General features: G+C 71.4%; 17 protein-coding genes. 4 read left to right on the forward strand and 13 right to left on the reverse strand.

Annotated elements, in window-relative coordinates:
- Positions 1–6: 6 nt before the first annotated feature.
- Positions 7–462 (forward strand): GNAT family N-acetyltransferase, encoded by a 456-nt coding sequence (locus ACZ7DY_RS26140; protein ID WP_471138977.1) that lies wholly within the window; start codon positions 7–9, stop codon positions 460–462.
- A gap of 10 nt (positions 463–472) precedes the next feature.
- On the opposite strand, the gene ACZ7DY_RS26145 is transcribed toward ACZ7DY_RS26140, so the two are convergent.
- The 4 genes from ACZ7DY_RS26145 to galT all read right to left on the reverse strand — a co-directional run bounded on the left by ACZ7DY_RS26145 (position 473) and on the right by galT (position 4212).
- On the reverse strand, positions 473–820 hold the full coding sequence (locus tag ACZ7DY_RS26145; RefSeq protein WP_471138978.1) for a DoxX family protein: 348 nt from the start codon (positions 818–820) through the stop codon (positions 473–475).
- A 155-nt stretch (positions 821–975) separates the two neighbouring features.
- Positions 976–2130, reverse strand: a complete 1155-nt coding sequence (gene galK, locus ACZ7DY_RS26150; protein WP_471138980.1) for a galactokinase — start codon at positions 2128–2130, stop codon at positions 976–978.
- A gap of 25 nt (positions 2131–2155) precedes the next feature.
- Positions 2156–3109 carry a UDP-glucose 4-epimerase GalE gene (gene galE / locus ACZ7DY_RS26155; RefSeq protein ID WP_471138983.1) on the reverse strand — a complete coding sequence of 318 codons (954 nt, stop codon included), beginning with the start codon at positions 3107–3109 and terminating at the stop codon, positions 2156–2158.
- Positions 3106–4212, reverse strand: a complete 1107-nt coding sequence (galT, locus tag ACZ7DY_RS26160) for a galactose-1-phosphate uridylyltransferase (protein WP_471138984.1) — start codon at positions 4210–4212, stop codon at positions 3106–3108. Before galT ends, galE begins: the two co-directional genes overlap by 4 nt.
- A gap of 214 nt (positions 4213–4426) precedes the next feature.
- On the opposite strand from galT, the gene ACZ7DY_RS26165 reads away from it, so the two are divergent.
- Complete coding sequence (locus ACZ7DY_RS26165; protein WP_471138986.1) at positions 4427–6112, forward strand: sodium:solute symporter family protein; 1686 nt, start codon at positions 4427–4429, stop codon at positions 6110–6112.
- Positions 6113–6135: 23 nt separating this feature from the next.
- Positions 6136–6420 carry a hypothetical protein gene (locus ACZ7DY_RS26170; RefSeq protein WP_471138988.1) on the forward strand — a complete coding sequence of 95 codons (285 nt, stop codon included), beginning with the start codon at positions 6136–6138 and terminating at the stop codon, positions 6418–6420.
- A gap of 32 nt (positions 6421–6452) precedes the next feature.
- On the opposite strand, the gene ACZ7DY_RS26175 is transcribed toward ACZ7DY_RS26170, so the two are convergent.
- The 4 genes from ACZ7DY_RS26175 to ACZ7DY_RS26190 all read right to left on the reverse strand — a co-directional run bounded on the left by ACZ7DY_RS26175 (position 6453) and on the right by ACZ7DY_RS26190 (position 13201).
- The gene (locus ACZ7DY_RS26175; RefSeq protein WP_471138991.1) at positions 6453–7193 is read right to left on the reverse strand and encodes a helix-turn-helix transcriptional regulator; all 741 of its coding nucleotides are present in this window, start codon (positions 7191–7193) and stop codon (positions 6453–6455) included.
- 274 nt (positions 7194–7467) lie between these two features.
- Positions 7468–9363, reverse strand: a complete 1896-nt coding sequence (locus ACZ7DY_RS26180) for an outer membrane protein assembly factor BamB family protein (RefSeq protein WP_471138992.1) — start codon at positions 9361–9363, stop codon at positions 7468–7470.
- 64 nt (positions 9364–9427) lie between these two features.
- Positions 9428–11233, reverse strand: coding sequence for an outer membrane protein assembly factor BamB family protein (locus tag ACZ7DY_RS26185; RefSeq protein ID WP_471138995.1), 1806 nt, complete (start codon positions 11231–11233; stop codon positions 9428–9430).
- Positions 11234–11389: 156 nt separating this feature from the next.
- Complete coding sequence (locus tag ACZ7DY_RS26190) at positions 11390–13201, reverse strand: ABC-F family ATP-binding cassette domain-containing protein (RefSeq protein ID WP_471138997.1); 1812 nt, start codon at positions 13199–13201, stop codon at positions 11390–11392.
- A 167-nt stretch (positions 13202–13368) separates the two neighbouring features.
- On the opposite strand from ACZ7DY_RS26190, the gene ACZ7DY_RS26195 reads away from it, so the two are divergent.
- Positions 13369–13968 carry a Uma2 family endonuclease gene (locus ACZ7DY_RS26195; RefSeq protein WP_471138998.1) on the forward strand — a complete coding sequence of 200 codons (600 nt, stop codon included), beginning with the start codon at positions 13369–13371 and terminating at the stop codon, positions 13966–13968.
- Here the strand turns inward: ACZ7DY_RS26195 and ACZ7DY_RS26200 are convergent.
- The 5 genes from ACZ7DY_RS26200 to ACZ7DY_RS26220 form a co-directional block, all read right to left on the reverse strand.
- Positions 13946–15289, reverse strand: a complete 1344-nt coding sequence (locus ACZ7DY_RS26200; protein WP_471139001.1) for an acyltransferase family protein — start codon at positions 15287–15289, stop codon at positions 13946–13948. The two genes, ACZ7DY_RS26195 and ACZ7DY_RS26200, sit on opposite strands and share 23 nt — an antisense overlap.
- A gap of 83 nt (positions 15290–15372) precedes the next feature.
- The gene (locus ACZ7DY_RS26205; RefSeq protein ID WP_471139004.1) at positions 15373–16260 is read right to left on the reverse strand and encodes a 4-(cytidine 5'-diphospho)-2-C-methyl-D-erythritol kinase; all 888 of its coding nucleotides are present in this window, start codon (positions 16258–16260) and stop codon (positions 15373–15375) included.
- Positions 16257–17123: a 16S rRNA (adenine(1518)-N(6)/adenine(1519)-N(6))-dimethyltransferase RsmA gene (gene rsmA / locus ACZ7DY_RS26210; protein ID WP_471139006.1), complete on the reverse strand. Its 867-nt coding sequence runs from the start codon at positions 17121–17123 to the stop codon at positions 16257–16259. Before rsmA ends, ACZ7DY_RS26205 begins: the two co-directional genes overlap by 4 nt.
- 541 nt (positions 17124–17664) lie before the next feature.
- Positions 17665–19128 (reverse strand): ubiquitin-like domain-containing protein, encoded by a 1464-nt coding sequence (locus ACZ7DY_RS26215; protein WP_471139007.1) that lies wholly within the window; start codon positions 19126–19128, stop codon positions 17665–17667.
- A 133-nt stretch (positions 19129–19261) separates the two neighbouring features.
- Positions 19262–20137, reverse strand: coding sequence for a TatD family hydrolase (locus ACZ7DY_RS26220; RefSeq protein ID WP_471139009.1), 876 nt, complete (start codon positions 20135–20137; stop codon positions 19262–19264).
- Positions 20138–20191: the final 54 nt, after the last annotated feature.

Genomic DNA, 20191 nt, shown 5'->3' on the forward strand with positions numbered 1-20191 from the left:
GCGTTTATGGTGAGCCGTATGTTTCGTATTGAGACGGGAGTCGACAAAGAGAGGCTTGGTCTGCTTCGCGCGCGGCTGACGGAGGCCAACACGGCGGCGTCCCCGGAGCTGCGGGCCCTGCGCGGGACGCGCGAGGACCAGGAAGTGCCGCTGGCCCTGTGGGCGTTGGACGGGGCGGGCGGGCTCGCGGCGGGTCTCGCCGCGCACACCTGGGCCCGCTGGCTGCACGTGGACCACCTCTGGGTCGACGACCGCCACCGCGGCGCGGGGCTCGGCTCCCGGCTCCTCGCGGAGGCGGAGCGGCTGGCCCGCGAGGAGCGCGGCTGCCGCAACTCCCGTGTGGAGACGTGGGACTTCCAGGCGCCGGGCTTCTACCGCAACCAGGGGTACGAGCTGGTGAGCGTGATCCCGGACTACCCCGAGGGTGTCAAGGAGTTCACGCTCACCAAGCGGCTGGTCTGACCCCGCGGGCTCAGGCCGCGAGCCCCACGACCAGGGCGCCGGCGACCGGTGCCGCGTACAGCAGCGGGAACGGGATGTGCGTGTACCAGCGCGCCCGTACGACGGTGACGACCGCCCCGGCGAAGTACAGCACCAGGGCGATCGCCGCCACGGTCCCGACCACCGGCACGAACAGGCCGGCGAGCAGTCCTGCGACGCCCGCGGCCTTGGCGGCGCCGAGCCAGGGCAGCCACGTCATGGGGACGCCGTAGTCGGCCATCGGCTGCACGACCCACTGGGCGCGCAGGAAGACGGAGACGGCGGAGAAGCCCACCATCGCGGCGGCGATCAGGGTGACGACGGTGTGGGTGGTGGACATCTGGGACGCTCCTCTGTCGCGCGGCCGCCGGAGCGGTGCCGCCCTGGCCGGTGCCGTTCTGGCTGTTCACTGCCATGACGGAGCACGCCACACCGATGTGACCGGTCGGCGGAATCATTTTCCGCCGGGTTCCGCCGGGCCCGGTCACCGCCCGTTCACGCCTCCCGGCGTGCCCCCGCCGACGCCACGGCGGGGAACACCCGCGGCGCCGTGAAGCCCGCCGCTTCGAAGGCCTCCAGGACCGACTTGGTGACGGTGTCCGCGTCCGCCGACTCCACCAGGACGATCGCGGAACCGCCGAAGCCGCCGCCGGTCATCCGGGCTCCGAGCGCGCCCGCCGCGTTCGCTGAGCTCACCACCAGGTCCAGCTCCGGGCAGGAGATGCGCAGGTCGTCGCGGAGCGAGGCGTGGCCCTCGGTGAGGACGGGGCCGATCGCGCGCACGTCACCGGCGTCCAGGAGCGCGATGACCCGCTCGACGCGGTGGTTGTCCGAGACGATGTGGCGGACGTAACGGCAGATCTGTTCGTCCGTCAACTGGCCTAGTGCGGACGGGAGTTGCTCGTACGCTACGTCCCGCAGGTGCGTCACGCCGAGGATGCGCGCGCCCTCCTCGCAGCCGGCCCGGCGCTCGGCGTACGCCCCGTCGCCCAGCTCGTGCTTGACGCGGGTGTCGACGACGAGCAGCCGCAGGCCGTGCGCGTCGAGGTCGAAGGGGACCTGCCGTATCGCCAGATCGCGGCAGTCCAGGTGCAGGGCGTGGCCCTCGGTGGCACACGCGGAGGCCATCTGGTCCATCACGCCGCAGGGCACGCCGACGAAGGCGTTCTCGGCGCGCTGGGCGAGGACCGCGAGGCGCGGCCGGTCGAGGCCGAGCCCGTACAGGTCGTTCATGGCGAGTGCCGTGACGACCTCCAGGGCCGCCGACGAGGACAGGCCAGCCCCGGTCGGCACGGTCGAGGCGAGGTGGATGTCGGCGCCGCCCGAGACGTCGTGGCCCGCGTCCCGCAGCGCCCACACCACCCCGGCGGGGTAGGCGGCCCAGCCGCCCTGCCCGTACTTCGACAGGGGTTCGAGGGCGTCGACGCGGAGTTCGGCGACGGGGGCGTCGATGTCCGCGGAGTGCAGCCGCAGGACTCCGTCGCTGCGGCGTGCCACCGCCGCCACCGCAGTGTGCGGCAGCGCGAGCGGCATGACGAAGCCCTCGTTGAAGTCCGTGTACTCGCCGATGAGGTTGACCCGGCCCGGCGCCGACCAGACGCCCTCCGGCTCGTACCCGTAGAGCTCGGCGAACTTCCCCGCTACGTCCATCAGTTACCCCTTGGTCCCGGTCAGGTCAGCGCTGGGCGAACGCCCATGCGTCGGCGACGATGCCCGCGAGGTCCGCGCGGGTCGGATTCCAGCCGAGCTTCTCGCGGGCGGTGGCGGCGGAGGCGACCAGGACCGCCGGGTCGCCGCCGCGGCGCGGGGCCACGACCTCCGGGATCGGGTGCCCGGTGACCTTGCGGACGGTCTCGATGACCTCGCGCACGGAGAAGCCGTTGCCGTTGCCGAGGTTGCAGATGAGGTGTTCGCCGGGGGTGGCGGCGGCGACGGCGAGGAGGTGCGCCTCGGCGAGGTCGGCGACGTGGATGTAGTCGCGCACGCAGGTGCCGTCCGGCGTCGGGTAGTCGTCGCCGAAGACGCTGATGGCCTCGCGGCGGCCCTGGGCGACCTGGAGGACGAGCGGGATGAGGTGCGACTCGGGGTCGTGGCGCTCGCCGCAGGAGCCGTAGGCGCCCGCGACGTTGAAGTAGCGCAGCGAGACGGCGGCCAGCCCGTGGGCGGCGGCCTCGCCGGTGATCATATGGTCGACGGCGAGCTTGGAGGCGCCGTAGGGGGAGGTGGGGGCGGTCGGGTCGGTCTCCGTGATGGGGGTGTTCACGGGTTCGCCGTAGGTCGCGGCCGTGGAGGAGAAGACCAGCCTGCGCACGTCCGCGTCACGCATGGCGGCGAGCAGCGCCATGGTGCCGCCGACGTTGTTGTCCCAGTACTTCTCGGGCTTCACGACGGACTCGCCGACCTGCGAGAAGGCGGCGAAGTGGAGCACGGCGTCGTAGGAGGAGTCCAGCCACTTGGCGGCGTCCCGGATGTCGCCCTCGATGAACGCGGCGCCGGCGGGGACACCCTCGCGGAATCCGGTGGAGAGGTTGTCGAGGACCGTCACCTCGTGCCCGGCCTCGAGCAGATGCTGGGCCACCACACTTCCGACGTAGCCCGCGCCACCGGTGACCAGGTACTTACCGCTCATGAACTCGCTACCTCTCGCAGTCGCTGGGCCGCGGCTTCCGGCGGCACGTCGTTGATGAACACGCTCATGCCGGATTCGGAACCCGCGAGGAACTTCAGCTTGCCCGAAGTGCGGCGAATCGTGAAAAGTTCGAGGTGCAGGGCGAAGTCGTCCCGGTTGATCCCGTCATGTCCGTCGAGCGGGCCGAACGGCGCCTGGTGCCAGGCCGCGATGTACGGGGTGGGGCCGCTCCCGCCCGCATCCCCGTCCTCGCCCGCGCCCTCGCCCGTGCCCTCGCCCGTGTCGAAGATCCGGTCGAAGCGCCTGAGGAGTTCCAGGTAGATCCGGGGGAACTCCGCGCGTGCCGCCTCGTCGAGCGCGAGCAGGTCGGGCACCCGGCGCCTGGGGTAGAGGTGCACCTCGTAGGGCCAGTGCGCGGCGTACGGCACGAAGGCCACCCAGTGCTCGCCCTCGATGACGACCCGCTCCCCCGCGCTCTCGCGGGCGACGACGTCGTCGAAGAGGTTGCCGCCGCCGGAGGACTCCTTGAACGCGCCGAGCGAGCGGAGCACGAGGTCCGTGCGCGGGGTGACGAAGGGGTACGCGTAGATCTGCCCGTGCGGGTGGCCGAGGGTCACGCCGATCTCGGCGCCCCGGTTCTCGAAGCAGAACACCTGCCGCACGGAGGGCAGATGGGCCAGCTCGGCGGTCCGGTCGGTCCAGGCCTCCAGGACGAGTCCGGCCTGTCCGGGGGTGAGGTCGGCGAAGGACGCGTCGTGGTCGGACGTGAAGCAGACGACCTCGCAGCGGCCGGCGTCGCCCGCGAGGGAGGGGAAGCGGTTCTCGAAGACCACGACGTCATACGAGGAATCGGGGATCTCGCTGAGGCGGTCCCCGGCCGAGGGGCACAGGGGGCACTCGTCGGCCGGCGGGTGGTAGGTGCGGCCCTGGCGGTGCGAGGCGATGGCCACGCTGTCGCCGAGGAGGGGGTCCCTGCGGATCTCCGAGGTGGTCGAGACCGGGCCGAGCGGGCGGCGGTCGACGGCGTCGCGGACGGTGTCGTCGCGCACGTCGTAGTAGATGAGCTCACGACCGTCGGCGAGACGGGTCGAGGTCTTCTTCACGTTCGGGGCTCCTCACCACCCACCCAACAGAACCGAACATAACAAATCACAAGCCAACAGCTCAGTCAATGCCCGTGATCCCCGGCGATCCCCTTGAGCCGCGCCTCGCGCTCGATCACAATCAAACAAAGAACACCAACAGAACTGTTCAGTTATTGAAGCAGGGGGCGTAGGTTCCGGTCTGATCCGTTCGCGCAACGAAGCGAGTACACGTATGCAGTCCCCCACTCAAACCCTGGCCGAGGGGCTTCGGCTGCCCACCAACGGCCTCGACTACGCGATCCTGGCGATCTACTTCGCCGTGGTCCTCGGCATCGGCTTCGCCGCCCGGCGCTCGGTCAAGACCAGCCTCGACTTCTTCCTGTCGGGCCGCTCCCTGCCCGCCTGGGTCACCGGTCTCGCCTTCGTCGCCGCGAACCTGGGCGCCACCGAGATCCTCGGCATGGCCGCCACCGGCGCCCAGTACGGCGTCGCGGTCGTCCACTGGTACTGGATCGGCGCCATCCCGGCCATGGTCTTCCTGGGCCTGGTCATGATGCCCTTCTACTACCGCAGCAAGGTCCGCTCCGTCCCCGAGTTCCTGCTCCAGCGCTTCGACAAATCGGCCCACCTGCTCAGCTCCGCGCTCTTCGCCTTCGCGGCGATCCTCATCGCGGGCGTCAACCTCTACGCCCTGTCGATCGTCGTCGAGGCGCTGCTCGGCTGGCCGCAGTGGGTCGCGATCGTCGTCGCCGGACTCTTCGTCCTCGCGTACATCACCATCGGCGGTCTCTCCTCGGCGATCTACAACGAGGTGCTGCAGTTCTTCGTGATCCTCGCCGCGCTGATCCCCATCTGCGTCATCGGCCTGAAGAAGGTGGGCGGCTGGGACGGCCTGTCCGGATCGATCGAGAAGCAGCACGGCGACAACTTCATGACCGCCTGGGGCGGCACCGGCATCGGTGACGCCAACCCGCTCGGCGCCAACTGGCTGACGATCATCCTCGGCCTCGGCTTCGTCCTCTCCTTCGGCTACTGGACGACCAACTTCGCCGAGGTGCAGCGCGCACTCTCCGCCAAGAACCTGAGCGCCGCCCAGCGCACCCCGCTGATCGCCGCCTTCCCGAAGATCTTCATCGTCTTCGCGGTGATGATCCCGGGCCTGGTCGCCGCCGTCCTCGTGCCGAAGATCGGCACGGCGGGCTCCGACCTGACGTACAACGACGCGATCCCCTACCTGATGCAGGAGTTGCTGCCCAACGGCGTCCTCGGCATCGCGGTGACCGGGCTGCTCGCCGCGTTCATGGCAGGCATGGCGGCGAACGTCTCCTCCTTCAACACCGTCTTCACGTACGACATCTGGGCGAAGTACGTGAGGAAGGACCAGGAGGACGGCTACTACCTGAAGTTCGGCCGGCTCATCACCGCCCTCGGTGTGCTCGCCTCGATCGGCACGGCGTTCATCGCCTCGTCGTTCTCGAACATCATGAGCTACCTGCAGACGCTCTTCTCGTTCTTCAACGTCCCGATGTTCGTCGTCTTCATCATCGGCATGTTCTGGAAGCGGGCGTCGATGAAATCCGGCGTCTGGGGTCTCGTCGCGGGCACCACCGCCGCGATGGTCAACTACTTCTGGATCTACAAGCAGGGCATCATCGACATCCCGTCCGACCAGGGCGCCAACTTCGTCTCGGCGATGGTCGGTTTCGCCGCCGGCGCCCTCGTGATGGTCGCCGTCACCCTGTTCACCGCGCCCAAGCCGGAGGCCGAACTGGCCGGTCTGGTCTACGGGACGGTCTCGCCCGGCCTCGCGGACGAGGGCGCCGAGTCCGGTGACGACGCGTGGTACCGCAAGCCGGCGCTGCTCGGCTGGGGCGCCGTCGTCCTCGCCGCCGCCTGCTACGTCCCGTACTCGTTCTAGCCCCGATCGGAGGACCGAAGACCATGTCCGACCTGCGCAAGGAAGTCTCCGACCTGGAGGCCAAGTCCGCCACCGCGGCCCGCCTCTTCGACATCAGGCGGATCATCGGCGGCCTGTTCGTCGTCTACGGGATCATCGTGACGATCGCCGGGATCACCGCGTCCGACGCCGACCTCAAGAAGGCCGAGGACATCAACATCAACCTGTGGACGGGGCTCGCCATGCTCGCCCTCGGGCTCTTCTTCCTGGTGTGGCTGTGGCTGCGCCCGATGGTGGCGGCGCCCGCGCCGGAGCCGGAGGACGGGTGACCTCTCACCCCACCCCGGCGGCGGGGCCCGGGTCACCGAGGTGACTCGGGCCCCGCCGTCGTCCGTGGGTCCTCGGCGCCGTTCCCGTTGTTCGCGTACGCCGACGCGGGCCGCTCGGCGCGCTCCAGCAGGCCCGTGCGCGCGGCGAGCGCGGCGGCCTCCAGGCGCGAGCCGACGCCCAGCTTCATCAGGACCCGCTGCACGTGCGTGCGTGCCGTGCTGGGGGCTATCCCCATGCCGGCGGCGATCAGCCGGGTGTCCTCGCCGTCCGCGACCCGCACCAGCACCTCGACCTCGCGGGGCGTGAGCATCTGCAGCAGGCGCTGCCCCTCGTCGTCGGGTTGCGCGGCCGGGTTGAGCAGCTCGCTGAAGGCGCCCTGGAGCAGTTGGGGCGCGACGGCGGCCTCACCGGCGCGCGCCTTCATGATGGCGCGCTCCACTCCTTCTATGCGCTCGTCGTGGCGCACGTAACCGGAGGCGCCGGAGGCGAAGGCGGCGGCGATCCCGCGCGGGTTGGGCACCGGGCCAAGGACCACGACCGCCACCTGCGGGCGCTCCCGCTTGATCTTCACGACCGGATCGAACATGCCCGGTTCCGCGGGGGTGGCCGTGCCCAGGAGGCAGACCTCCGGCGCCCGGCTGATGACCAGTTCCGCCGCTCCCGCCGCGGGCGCCGCGGCGGCCAGCACCCGGTGCCCGCGCAGCTTCAGCGCCGAGGCGAGGGCCTCGGCGAGCAGCCGATGATCGTCGACCACCATGAGCCGCACACCCATAGCAACCCCCCAATTCCCCGACTGATCCCCAGATCCACCGGTCGCCCAGCTCTCCCGCTCCCCATGGACCGCGGGCCCCCCGGCCCTCCATCCCCCGGAAGCTACACGCTTGTTCGACGTTGCGCGCCCCCTACCGGCCAGAAGCGGCCCGGAATGCCGAAATCCGTGCCATTCAGGCGCGCGGGGAAGTACCGGGTGGTACGCGAACGGCGGCGGCCGCCCCCTCGTGGTGTTCAGGGGGCGGCCGCCGCCGTGTGCGGATGCGCGGATCCGGCTACTTCGTGACGAAGCCGATCGCCACGTACTCCTTCTCGTCCTTGGAGAAGGGCTTGCTCAGCAGCTTCTTGCCGAGGAACAGATGCCCCTGGCTGTAGAGGAGTTCGTTCGACTGCGGGACCATGCCGCTGATCGCGTCGGTGACCGCCTGGGAGCTCGGCGTCTCCAGGAGCTTGGTCTCCTTCATCGTCTTGCCGTCGAGCGACACGATCTGGGCGCCCTTCTGGTAGCCGTGCGCCTTGTACGCGATGAGGTTGCCGCCGTCCATGCGGACCGGGAAGATCTCGCCGTTGTCGCCGGCGACCGCGCGGTCGCTGGTGGGCTTGCCGGTGGCCAGCGAGAACGAGACGATCTCGTTGGTCCGGTTGTAGCTCTCACCGCTGCCGTCGTGCTGGCGCGTCGGGACGTACAGGCGGTCGTTGCCGACCGCGATCGACGTGCAGCTGTGGACCATGTTGACGCCGCAGTCGTGGTCGTACTTGCCGTCCTCCAGCGAGATCTTCGCGCGCAGCTTGCCGTTGCTGCCGAGCGAGAAGACGTCGGTCGCGCCGGAGGCGGTGATCTCGGTGGTGTCCTGGCCGAAGACGACCGGGTTCGTCGAGATGATCTTGGCGTTGTCGATGCCGTCGGCGAGCGGGTACGTCCACTTGTCGTCGCCGGTCTTCGGGTCGAGGAGCTGGACCTTCAGCTTGTAGTCGCCGAACGAGCCGCACTTGCGGACCGCGACCAGCTGGTCCCCGCCCGCGTAGCCGACGTCCTCACACTTGCCGACCTTGGGCTTCCACAGGGAGTTGCCCTTGACGTCCCAGGCGGCACCGCCGCTCGAGGTGCCCGCGCCGGCGGCGATCGTGGTGCCCGAGATGGTGACTTCCTTGAACGTCGCCTTCACGCCGTTGGCCTCGACGCTCTCGGTCCACAGCTTCTTGCCGGACTTCAGGTCGACCGCGGAGACGTTCGAGCACTGCTCGTAGTCGCCCTTCTTGTTCCGCTTGGCCTCCTCGGTGACGATCGCGGCGATGCCGTCGTCGGTGACCTCGGGCGACATCGCGCAGGCCATGCCGGAGAGCGGAATGGTCCACTTCTTCTTGCCGGTGTCGGGGTCGTAGCCGTTCAGCTCGTAGACGCCCGCCTTGGCGTAGACGTCGTCGGTCAGCACCGAGCCCGTGGCGTTCCAGATCTGGTCCTTGGGGACCTTCGGCTGGGGCACCTGCATGAGGACCTCGGCGGCGGGGTCGGCCGGGGCCTTCTCCTTGGCCGGGCCCTGGGCGGGCGGGGTGTCGCCGCCCTTGCCCTGTCCGCCCTTGCCGTCCTTGCCGCCGGAGCCCTGGGCGGTCGACTTGGAGTCGTCGTCCTTGGTGGAGGCGTAGTAGACGCCGCCGCCGACGATCAGCGCGATCGCGACGACCGCCGCGACGATGATCGCCATCTGGCCGCTGAACTTCTTGCCGCCGCCGGAGCCGCCGCCGGGCGCGGCGCCGGGCTGCGGCTGCGTCGGCATGGTCGGGGGCTGCTGGTAGCCCTGCTGGTACTGGGGCGGGTAGCCCTGCTGGTACTGCGGCTGGGCGGGCTGCGTCGGGTAGCCGTAGCCCTGGGGCGCCTGCGGGGGCGGGGGCGCCTGCGGGTAGCCGTACTGGGGCTGGCCCGCCGGGGGCGCGGCCGGGGCGGCGGGCGGCGGGGTCTGCGGCGGCTGTCCCGGCGGGGCCGGGGGCTGCGCGGGCGGCGGCGTCTGCGGGGCCGGCGGCTGCTGGGCCGGGGGCTGCGGTGCCTGCGGGTAGCCGTACGAGGGCTCAGGGGCCTTGCCGAAGCCCACGGGCGGAGGGTCCTGCGGCGGGCCGAAGCCGCCCTGCGGGGGCTCGTTCGGCGGCTGCTGCGGTGGCTGGGGCGGCTGGGTCATGACGTCGTCTGTTCCTTGGGGACGGGAGCGGTCGGGAGGGTGCTGAGCAGGGGGGCCTGGCGGGTCACTCGCCGTAGGCGAGCATGAGCTTCGACGGGCCGGAACTGCTCATGATGCTGGTGGTGGAGATGTAGAAGCGCCCGTCCACGTAGTCGACGTCCTTCGAGTAGAAGCCGCTCTCGATCTTCGAGGTGCCCTTCGGGTGCTGCAGAAGGGTCTTGGGCCGGTGCGCACCGGACGTCGGGATGGAGACGACCCGGCCGCCGGAGTCGTACGACGGGGTGACGTACGCGATCAGCGCGCCGTCCTCGACCTTCATCGGAAGCATCGTTTCGTCCAGCGGCGACTTGGTGCGCCAGGCCTCCTTGCCGGTGGCCAGGCTGAACGCGACGACGTTGTTCGCGCCGCCCTTCTCGTCGGTCGGCAGGTAGAGGTACTTGTCGTCGGCCGTGACGCCCAGGCAGCCGTCCAGCTGCTGGTCGAGCACGGAGGTGCCGCACTCCGGCGCGAAGCCGTCGTCGGAGCTGACCTCGGAGCGCGTCGCGTCGCTGTTCTCCTTCAGCACCGAGATGTTCCACTTCTTCTTGTCCTCATTCCTGAGGTACACGACCGTGGGGCTCACCGAGTAGACCTTGCTGATGCGCCAGCCCTTGGGGAACTTCTTCGTCCACAGGACCTTGCCGGTCTTCGGGTCGAGCTGCTGCAGCTCGTCGTGTTCGGTGGGCGTGCTCGCGCCGCAGGACAGGCCCATGAGGAGCTTCTTGCCGCCGGCGAAGCCGTTGGGGAAGCAGGTGCCCTCCTCCTTCTTGTCCGCGACGTAGAGCTTCTTGCCGTCGCTCATCCGCAGCGCGGTGCCCGACTGATCGCGGCCGACCATCAGCACGTCGCCGACGAGGACGAGGTGGCTCTGCATCGCGAAGTCGAAGAGGCCCTCCTCCTTCACCGGCTTGCCCCAGCCCTTCTGGCCGGTCTTCAGGTCGATGACCTGGAGCTGGTTGCACTTGGCGTTGCTCTTGGTGCCGTCCTTGTACGCCACGACGATCTTGCCGTCTTCGGTGGCCGTCTGGGTCGCGGCGCAGAGCTTCTGCGGGAAGGTGATGGCCTTCCAGGCGGTCTTGCCGGTCTTCACGTCGTACGCGAGGAGCTGCTTGTACGCGGCCTTGACGGCGATGTCGCCCTCGATCCACATGCCGGGGCCGTCGCCGCCGGAGCCGGGGACCTTCGGCGCCTCCTTGTACCAGAGGACCTTCGCCTCGCCGGACTGGCGGCCCGCGTTGAGGTCTTCCTTGCCCTCGTAGCCGTCGCCCATGCCGTTGCCCGGGTTGGCCGGGGCGGAGGCCGAGGGGCCGGGGTCCTTCTTCTTGGCCTCGTGCTTCTTCTCGCCCCCGTCGTCACCGCCGACGACGGCGTAGGTGACGCCGGCCGCGACGAGCAGCGCCGCCACGGCCGCGGCGACGGTCACGACGAGCTTCTTGCGCTTGTTGCCGCCGCCGGGCGGGGTGCCGGGGGCGCCGGGTCCCGCGGGGAACTGCGGCTGCGTCGGCGGCTGCGGGTAGCCGTACTGCGGCTGACTCCCGTAGGGGCCCGGCTGGTTGTAGGGGCCGGGCTGCTGGGGCTGTCCGTACGGGCCGGGCTGCTGCGGCTGTCCGTAGGGGCCGGCCTGGCCGGGCTGGGTCGGCTGCGTGTACGGGTTGGGGGTGCCCGGCGGCGGGGCCTGCGGGTAGCCGTAACCGGGCTGCGGCTGCCCCGGCTGCGGGGCGGCGGGCGGCGCCTGCGGCGGCTGCCCCGGTGGCTGTGGCGCTCCGCCCTGCCGTGGGTCCTGCGGAGCTCCGAAGCCGCCGGGCGGCGGCTGGTTGGGCGGCTGAGTCATCAGCGCTTCCCCCTTCACTGATTTTCGGCACGCCAAGTGGTGCTCAGGGCAGCCTTTCTATCACCCTGGCGCCCTACCACACGGGCCCGGTCCTGTCCCTGTTCCCAAGGGAGGACCGGGCCGTGATGCGTCCGTTACGCGAGCTGCACGGGAGCTCTACGCGTCCTCCGCCAGCTCCAGCCAGCGCATTTCCAACTCCTCGCGCTCACCGATCAGTTCGCGCAGTTCGCCGTCCAGTTTGGCCACCTTCTCGAAGTCCGTGGCGTTATCGGCGATTTGGGCGTGGAGCCTGGCCTCCTTCTCGGAGACCTTGTCCAGCTGCCGCTCGATCTTCTGGAGCTCCTTCTTGGCGGCGCGGGCGTCCGCCGCGGAGACCGTCTTCACCGCCGCGGCCTGCGCGGGGGCCGCGGCCGGGGCCGGGGCGGCGGTCTCGGCCATCCGCCGCCTGCGCTCCAGGTACTCGTCGATGCCGCGCGGCAGCATCCGCATGGTGGCGTCGCCGAGCAGCGCGTACACCTTGTCCGTGGTGCGCTCGACGAAGAACCGGTCGTGGGAGATGACGACCATGGAGCCGGGCCAGCCGTCCAGCACGTCCTCCAGCTGGGTCAGCGTCTCGATGTCGAGGTCGTTGGTCGGCTCGTCGAGGAAGAGGACGTTGGGCTCGTCCATCAGCAGCCGCAGCAGCTGCAGCCTGCGCCGCTCACCACCGGAGAGGTCACCGACCGGCGTCCACTGCTTCTCCTTGTTGAACCCGAACGTCTCGCAGAGCTGCCCCGCGGTCATCTCCCGGCCCTTGCCGAGGTCGACGCGCTCGCGCACCTGCTGCACGGCCTCCAACACCCGCAGCGTCGGCTTCAGTTCGGCGACCTCCTGCGACAGGTACGCCAGCTTGACCGTCCTGCCGACGACGACCTTGCCGGCCGCGGGCTGCACGTCGCCGTCGCTGCGCGCGGCATCCGCCATGGCGCGCAGCAGGGACGTCTTGCCCGCGCCGTTCACCCCGACCAGGCCGATGCGGTCGCCGGGGCCGAGCTGCCAGGTCAGGTGCTTCAGCAGCAGCTTGGGGCCGGCCTGTACGGAGACGTCCTCCAGGTCGAACACGGTCTTGCCGAGCCGGGTCGTGGCGAACTTCATCAGCTCGCTGCGGTCCCGGGGCGGCGGCACGTCCGCGATCAGCTCGTTGGCGGCCTCGATGCGGAACTTGGGCTTGCTGGTGCGGGCCGGGGCGCCGCGGCGCAGCCAGGCCAGCTCCTTGCGCATCAGGTTCTGCCGCTTGGTCTCCTCGGTGGCGGCGATGCGCTCACGCTCCGCGCGCGCGAAGACGTAGTCGGAGTATCCGCCCTCGTACTCGAAGACGGAGCCGCGCTGCACGTCCCACATGCGGGTGCACACCTGGTCAAGGAACCACCGGTCGTGCGTCACGCAGACGAGCGCGGAGCGCCGCGCCCGCAGGTGGCCGGCGAGCCACGAGATGCCCTCGACGTCGAGGTGGTTGGTCGGCTCGTCGAGCACGATCAGGTCCTGCTCGGCGATGAGCAGCTTGGCCAGCGCGATGCGGCGCCGCTCGCCGCCGGAGAGCGGGCCGATGACGGTGTCGAGGCCCTGCGGGAACCCGGGCAGGTCAAGCCCGCCGAAGAGTCCGGTCAGCACGTCCCTGATCTTGGCGCTGCCCGCCCACTCGTGGTCGGCGAGGTCCCCGATGACCTCGTGCCGGACGGTGGCGGCCGGGTCGAGCGAGTCGTGCTGCGTCAGGACGCCGAGCCGCAGCCCGCCGTTGTGCGTGACGCGCCCGGTGTCCGCCTCCTCCAACTTGGCGAGCAGCCGGATCAGCGTGGTCTTCCCGTCGCCGTTGCGCCCGACGACGCCGATCCTGTCCCCCTCGGACACGCCGAGTGAGACGCCGTCGAGCAGGGCACGGGTGCCGTACACCTTGCTGACTGCCTCGACATTGACCAGATTGACGGCCATTTCTCTCCTGACAGGGGGGATCGATCGATCCCCAAGCGTAGTCGCCCGCGACGGCGGCCCGTCGGCCACTGCGGAGTGCCGGCTCCCTCACTCTTTGTGATGACGGATCAAGGAAGCCACGGCTACCGTGGAGACCAGGCAGAAGAATCCCGTCCATGGGAGGAACCATGACCGCTGAGCCCGTAGAGCAGCATCAGCACGGGCGCTGGCCGGTGCCGCCATCGGCCGGTTACACCGTGGACGATCTGTTCACGCTGCCTGATCTCCCGCCGCACACGGAGCTGATCGACGGGAGCCTGATCTTCGTGAGTCCGCAGAGCTACATCCACCTGCTGTCGATCAAACTCCTGGAACGCGGGCTCGAGCAGACCCTGCCGCCGGAGTTGAAGGTCGTACGCGAGATGACCGTGATGATCGACGAGCGCAACGCCCCTGAACCCGACCTCAGCGTCGTCCGCGCCGCCGCGATCACCGATGACCGTCTGAGCCGCTTCCCGGTCAAGGACGTGCTCCTGGCCGTCGAGGTCGTATCCCCGGAATCCGAGTCCCGCGACCGCACGACCAAGCCCCACAAGTACGCCGCGGCCGGAATCCCGAACTACTGGCGCGTCGAGCAGAGCGGAAGCGGCCGCAGGCCCGTCATCCACGTCTACGAACTCGACCGGCTGACCAACGCCTACGTCCACGTGGGCATTCACCGGGACCTGATCAAGGTCAGCGAGCCCTACGACATCGACATCGACCTCACCGCCATCGACGAGCTCTGACCCGGCCCCCCGCCCGCTCCACCAGCAGCCAGCCCGCCAGGGCCATCGTCACCGCCGCCGGGGCCGTCACGTGGACGGCGACCAGCATTGCCGTGCGTCCCTCCAGCAGGCCGCCGAAGCCGACCATGGACAGGCCGAGGATCCCGAAGAGGCAGAGCGTGACGCCGAGGGCCGCGGACGGGCCGGCGGCCGTTCCGGAGGCGGCCGGCTCCGTCGCCGCCGATCGTTCGAAGCGGCGGAAGGCCGCCACCAGGACCGCCGTCAGCGCCACGGCCCCCGCCACCCGCGGCGGCACCTGCGCCCACCAGGCCGCCGACGCCGGCTCTGGCAGCGGGACGTCGAGGGCGAGCAGCGCCCCGTACACGCCGAGCATCGCCGTCAGGTGCCAGAGGAACGCCGTCATGGAGATGCCGTTGGCGGCGACCACGCCGCGCCACACCCCCGGCCGGGCCAGCCACCGCGCGGCCGGGGTGCGCAGCAGTTCCACGGCGCCGACCAGCCACACGCCGTGGCAGAGGAGGGCGAAGGTGGGGGGCGCCATGTTGGAGACGCGCTCGCCGGGCATGCCGACCATGGAGAGCGGATACGGGCCGAGGGCGACGAGGAGCGAGGCGCCCGCGAGCCCCGTGCCCGCGAGGACGTACGGCATCCGCAGCATGCCGTCGGCGCGCAGGAAGCCGAGCTGGTGCACGGCGAGCCAGACGAAGGCGAAGTTCAGGAACTCGACGTACGGCACGTCGAGGGCGAAGCGGGCCACGTCGACCGCGCCCGCGGCCGCCACGAGCACGCCGAACGCGCCCCACCCCCACCGCTCGTGCAGCCGCAGCAGCGGCGGTGTGCAGGCGACCATCGCCAGATAGACGCCGATGAACCAGAGGGGCTGGGCGACCAGCCGCAGCGTGACGTCGAGCAGTCCGCCGCCCGCGCCCGCGAGTTGCAGGGCCAGCGCGAGGGCGCCCCACACCCCTATGAACACCATGGTGGGCCGCAGCAGCCGCCGCAGCCGCGTCCGCAGGAAGGCCGGGTAGACCGGTGTCCCCTCGGACCTGCGGCTCAGCGAACGGTAGGAGAGCGCGTGCGAGAAACCGCCGACGAAGAAGAAGACCGGCATGACCTGCAGCACCCAGGTGAGGAGCTGGAGCCGCGGCACGACGGCGAGGAGGTTGCCGACCTCGGCCGGGCCGTCGCCGCCCCCGGTGACGGCCGCCATCAGCCAGTGCCCGGCGACGACCGTGCCGAGCGAGGCGACCCGCAGCAGGTCGACGTACCGGTCGCGCCCCGCGGGCGTCCGCCGGGCCAGTTCACGAACGCTTGATCCCATGGACGTACGGTCGCGCGCCGGCGCGTCCCGGCGTCAGCGCGCCCGTACTCATCCGCGCGTCTGAGTACCCGCGTACCGGGTGACTAGATCACCGTGGCGCCCGGCGCGGGCGACGGGGCGACCCGGGCCGTACGGCAGGTGCCGGAGGACTCCAGTGCGGCCGCGATCCCGGTGGCCGCCGCGGCGTCCCGCGCGAGGAACGCCGTCGTCGGGCCCGACCCGGAGACCAGCGCGGCGAGCGCGCCCGCCGCGGTGCCCGCCGCGAGGGTGTCGCGCAGGGCGGGGAAGAGGGAGAGGGCCGCGGGCTGCAGGTCGTTGGCGACCGTGGCGGCGAGGGCCCCGGCATCCCCGTCGCGCAGGGCGGCGAGCAGCGCCGGGGACGCCTCGGGTGCGGGGGCGGCGGGGGTCAGCCGGTCGAACTCGCGGTACACGGCGGGCGTGGAGAGCCCGCCGTCGGCGACGGCGAACACCCAGTGGAAGGCGCCCCCGACGTCCAGCGGCTCCAGCTTCTCGCCGCGTCCGGTGCCGAGCGCGGCCCCGCCCACCAGGCTGAACGGCACGTCGCTGCCCAACTCGGCGCAGATGTCGAGCAGTTCGTCCCGCGACGCGCCGGTACCCCACAGCGCGTCGCACGCCACGAGCGCGCCGGCGCCGTCCGCGCTGCCGCCCGCCATGCCGCCGGCGACGGGAATGTCCTTGGCGATGTGGATGTGGACGTCGGGCGCGATCCCGTGCCGGCCTGCGAGCAGTTCGGCAGCCCGGGCGGCCAGATTGGTGCGGTCCAGGGGGACCTGGTCCGCACCCGGCCCCTCGCAGGTGATCCGGAGGGTGTCGGCCGCCGTCACCGTGACCTCGTCGTAGAGGCCCACGGCGAGGAAGACGTTGGCGAGGTCGTGGAAACCGTCGGGGCGGGCGGCGCCCACCGCCAGCTGAACGTTGACCTTCGCCGGGACCCGTACGGTCACGCTCACGCGGCGGCCTCCTTGTGCTCCGCGATGCGCGCGAACTCCTCCACGGTGAGCGCCTCGCCGCGGGCCTGCGGCGAGACGCCGGCGGCGACCAGGGCGGCCTCGGCGGCGGCCGCGGAGCCGGCCCACCCGGCGAGGGCGGCCCGCAGGGTCTTCCTGCGCTGCGCGAAGGCGGCGTCCACGACGGCGAAGACCTCGCGCTTGGACGCGCTGGTCTTCACCGGCTCGGCGCGGCGCACCAGCGACACGAGCCCGGAGTCGACGTTGGGGGCGGGCCAGAAGACGTTGCGCCCGATGGACCCGGCGCGCTTCACCTCCGCGTACCAGTTGGCCTTCACGGAGGGCACGCCGTAGACCCGCGAACCCGGCCCCGCGGCGAGCCGGTCGGCGACCTCGGCCTGCACCATCACGAGCGTGCGCTCGATGGTCGGGAAGGTGTCGAGCATGTGCAGCAGGACGGGTACGGCCACGTTGTACGGGAGGTTGGCGACCAGCGCGGTCGGGGCGGGGCCCGGCAACTCGCTCACGAGCATGGCATCACGGTGCACGAGCCCGAAGGAACCGGCCTTCTCCGGGAGGCGGGCCTCGATGGTGGCGGGCAGCGCGCCCGCGAGCACGTCGTCGATCTCCACGGCGGTGACGTGGGCCGCAGTCTCCAGCAGGGCCAGGGTCAGGGACCCGAGCCCCGGGCCGACCTCGACGACCACGTCGTCCGGGTGGACCTCCGCGGTGCGGACGATGCGACGCACGGTGTTGGCGTCGATGACGAAGTTCTGGCCGCGCTGCTTGGTCGGGCGTACGCCCAGGGCAGCGGCCAGTTCGCGGATGTCGGCGGGGCCGAGGAGGGCGCCGTGCTCATTGCTCACGCCCCCAGGTTACGGTCCCTGGCCTCTGGCCTTCACCTGGTCCGCCCCCGGGGCCGGGGGGTGGGGGCCCCTGCGGGGGCGGGGCGAGGGGATCCCCCTACGCGGGGGGCGAGGCAAGGTTTCCCCGGGGCCGGGGGGTGCCGCCCTCCGGCCGCCCCCGAGAACAGTCCCGCCGCTCCGCGGCGGATGCTTCCCACCCACCCACCCGTTTACCCCGCACCGCAGGGTTGGAGTAGGGGCGGGGGTGGGGGGAGTTACCTCGCGGCGTAGGGCTGGAGTCGGGGCCGGGGCGGGGGTGCGTTCACCTCGCCGCGCAGGCCCGCAGCGGGCACCGGTGGCAGCTACCCCCGCCGGGCCGCACTCGCGCATGAGACGCGAGGGGACGTGGGGGTATGTGCGCACGGAGCACCGAGCACACTGTGCCGCCTTTGTTCGTGCAGCGCGGCGCAGGGATAGCGAGTACGCACATACCCCCGCGGCCCCGCACCCACAACCAAACCCAAAGCGCAGACCCCAGCCCAAGCGCAGCCGCACACGCCCCTCAGCCCCGCAAGCGGCCGCCGCAGTGGGGCCAGGGGGTGGCGCCCCTCTGTACGTACAGTTTCTTCGCGCGGAACGTCTGTTCCGTCGCCGGTGCGTCCTGGGGGCGGCCCGAGCCGCCCAGCGCCTGCCACGTCCGCGTGTCGAACTGGTAGAGCCCTCCGTACGTACCGGAGGGATCCACCGCCCCGGGCCGCCCCCCCGACTCACAGTGGGCCAGCGAGTTCCAGTCGAGGTCGTCCGCCCCGGCCACGGACATGGGCCTCTGCTTCGTGCCGACCTTCACGATCCGTTTCTGCGGCTCCCGCACCACCTCGGTCCTGACCCGCCGCGGCTTCTGCTTGACGCCGTTGACGGACCGCACCGTGTACGTGACGCGTCTGACCCCCGGCCGCCCCGCCTGCGCCACGACCTCCGTGCCCCGGAAGAGCGAGGGGTCCTCGGTCTTCTCCACCTCGAAGGGAATCGGTTCCTCCCGTACCTCCTTGGACCCCGTCACCCGCATGACCGTCACGGTCTGGCCGTCGCGCGGAAAGCTGCCGGGCGCGACCGACGTCGTGTCCTGGCCGCGCAGCGTCACCCCGGACTGGGCCACGGCCTCCCGGACGGTCGCCGCGTTGGTGCGGATGGTCCGTTCCCGCCCGTCCGCCATGATCGTGACGGTGCGTTCGGTGAGGACGTCGAGCGAGAGCCCGTCGCGGTCGATGCGGCGGCTGCGCGAGGCCGACAGGTAGGCCCCCTCCGCCCGTACCCCGAGCTGCCGCAGCGCCCCGTCGACCGTGCGCGCCGTCGTCCACACCTTGCGCCGCTCCCCGTCGAGGGTGAGGTGGACGGGCCGGCCGTAGCGGACGGCGATCTCGTCGCCGCTGGCGAGGGCGGTCCCGGCGGCGGGCGCGACGATGTCGTGCGCGCCGACGTGGACGCCTTCGTCGGCGAGGAGTTCGCCGACGTCGTCCGCGAAGGTGTGCAGGGTGCGCGGCTCGCCGTCGACGATGAGTTCGACGGCCTTGTCGTTGGCGACGAACGCGGACGTGCCGCCGGCGAGGAACGCGACGACGAGTGCCTGCGGCAGCAGCCTGCGCATCGCCTCGGGCCGCTCCGGCGCGGCCGGGCCCCGGCCGCCGCCGCCCTTCTTGCGGCGCGCGGCACGCCCGCCACCCTCGGGGAGTACGGCCGACTGCTGCCGCGGCAACCGCCCCTCCGCCCAGCCGGGGTCCGCCCCGGTGGCACCGGCGTCGACCCCCACGTCCGGCAACGTCGCCTCGTAGACCTCGTACGTCGGCCAGCACGTGTCCCGGCCGTACGCCGCGCTACCCGGCATCTCCCTGCCGGGGGACACCGCGCCGGGCGCGACCTCGGTCGGGTACGACGCGTGCCGCCACGCCTCGTCCCGCGGCGGCTCGTACGGTTCGTACGTCTCGAAGGGTTCGTACGTCTCGTACGTCTCGTACGGCGAATTGCTCACGACGACGCTCCAGGGGTCCGTACCGGGCGGACAGAACCTAGCGGAGCTCTCGTCACTCTCCAAAGCAGCGCGACTACACAGTGTCGCCGCGTTGACCTGAGCCGTGCGGGCCAGCAGGTCGATCAGCAGGCGATCAATAGGCGAAGGCGCGCGCGGTGTTCGCGGAGACGGCCGTGGCCATGGCGTCCTCGTCGATGCCGCGGATCTCGGCCATGGCCCGCAATGTGACCGGAATGAGATACGGGGCGTTGGGCCGTCCGCGGTACGGCGCGGGCGTGAGGAACGGCGCGTCCGTCTCGACGAGCACCAGCTCCAGGGGCGCGACCGCCAGCGCGTCCCGCAGGCCCTGCGCGTTCTTGAAGGTGATGTTGCCCGCGAAGGACATGAAGTAGCCGGATTCCGCGCAGATCCGGGCCATGTCCGCGTCACCGGAGTAGCAGTGGAAGACGGTGCGTTCGGGGGCGCCCTCCTCCTTCAGGATGCGCAGCACATCGTCGTGGGCCTCGCGATCGTGGATGACGAGCGCCTTGCCGTGCCGCTTGGCGATCTCGATGTGGGCGCGGAAGGACCGCTCCTGCGCGGCGATGCCCTCCGGTCCGGTGCGGAAGTGGTCGAGGCCGGTCTCGCCGACGCCGCGCACGTGCGCCAGTGCGGCGAGCCGGTCGATCTCGGCGAGCGCCTCGTCGAGTGCGCCGTCGCCGCCCGGTCCGCGGGCGCCCTGGCGGGACCAGCCGTCGGGGTCGCCGTGGACGATGCGGGGCGCCTCGTTGGGGTGGAGGGCGACGGTGGCGTGCACGCCGTCGTGCGCGGCGGCGGTCTCGGCCGCCCACCGGGACCCGCGTACGTCGCAGCCCACCTGCACGAGCGTCGTGACGCCCACGGAGGCGGCCTTGGCGAGGGCCTCCTCCACCGTGCCCGACTGCATGTCGAGGTGGGTGTGGGAGTCGGCGACCGCCACCCGGAGCGGTTCGGGCAGGGGCGGCGGGACGTCGGCGTTCTTCGAAGGCATGTCCCCGATCCTACGAAGCCCCCCGCGGGACGGCCGCCCCCGGCCGGGATCCCG

The organism is Streptomyces sp. NPDC037013 (assembly GCF_055607265.1).

Coding starts and splice junctions, on each gene's coding strand:
- ACZ7DY_RS26220 (WP_471139009.1), bottom strand. CDS start 20,137: ATGCCTTCGAAGAACGCCGACGTCCCGCCGCCCCTGCCCGAACCGCTC.
- galE (WP_471138983.1), bottom strand. CDS start 3,109: ATGAGCGGTAAGTACCTGGTCACCGGTGGCGCGGGCTACGTCGGAAGT.
- ACZ7DY_RS26200 (WP_471139001.1), bottom strand. CDS start 15,289: ATGGGATCAAGCGTTCGTGAACTGGCCCGGCGGACGCCCGCGGGGCGC.
- ACZ7DY_RS26185 (WP_471138995.1), bottom strand. CDS start 11,233: ATGACTCAGCCGCCCAACCAGCCGCCGCCCGGCGGCTTCGGAGCTCCG.
- ACZ7DY_RS26175 (WP_471138991.1), bottom strand. CDS start 7,193: ATGGGTGTGCGGCTCATGGTGGTCGACGATCATCGGCTGCTCGCCGAG.
- ACZ7DY_RS26195 (WP_471138998.1), top strand. CDS start 13,369: ATGACCGCTGAGCCCGTAGAGCAGCATCAGCACGGGCGCTGGCCGGTG.
- ACZ7DY_RS26180 (WP_471138992.1), bottom strand. CDS start 9,363: ATGACCCAGCCGCCCCAGCCACCGCAGCAGCCGCCGAACGAGCCCCCG.
- ACZ7DY_RS26190 (WP_471138997.1), bottom strand. CDS start 13,201: ATGGCCGTCAATCTGGTCAATGTCGAGGCAGTCAGCAAGGTGTACGGC.
- ACZ7DY_RS26165 (WP_471138986.1), top strand. CDS start 4,427: ATGCAGTCCCCCACTCAAACCCTGGCCGAGGGGCTTCGGCTGCCCACC.
- ACZ7DY_RS26145 (WP_471138978.1), bottom strand. CDS start 820: ATGTCCACCACCCACACCGTCGTCACCCTGATCGCCGCCGCGATGGTG.
- galK (WP_471138980.1), bottom strand. CDS start 2,130: ATGGACGTAGCGGGGAAGTTCGCCGAGCTCTACGGGTACGAGCCGGAG.
- ACZ7DY_RS26170 (WP_471138988.1), top strand. CDS start 6,136: ATGTCCGACCTGCGCAAGGAAGTCTCCGACCTGGAGGCCAAGTCCGCC.
- ACZ7DY_RS26140 (WP_471138977.1), top strand. CDS start 7: ATGGTGAGCCGTATGTTTCGTATTGAGACGGGAGTCGACAAAGAGAGG.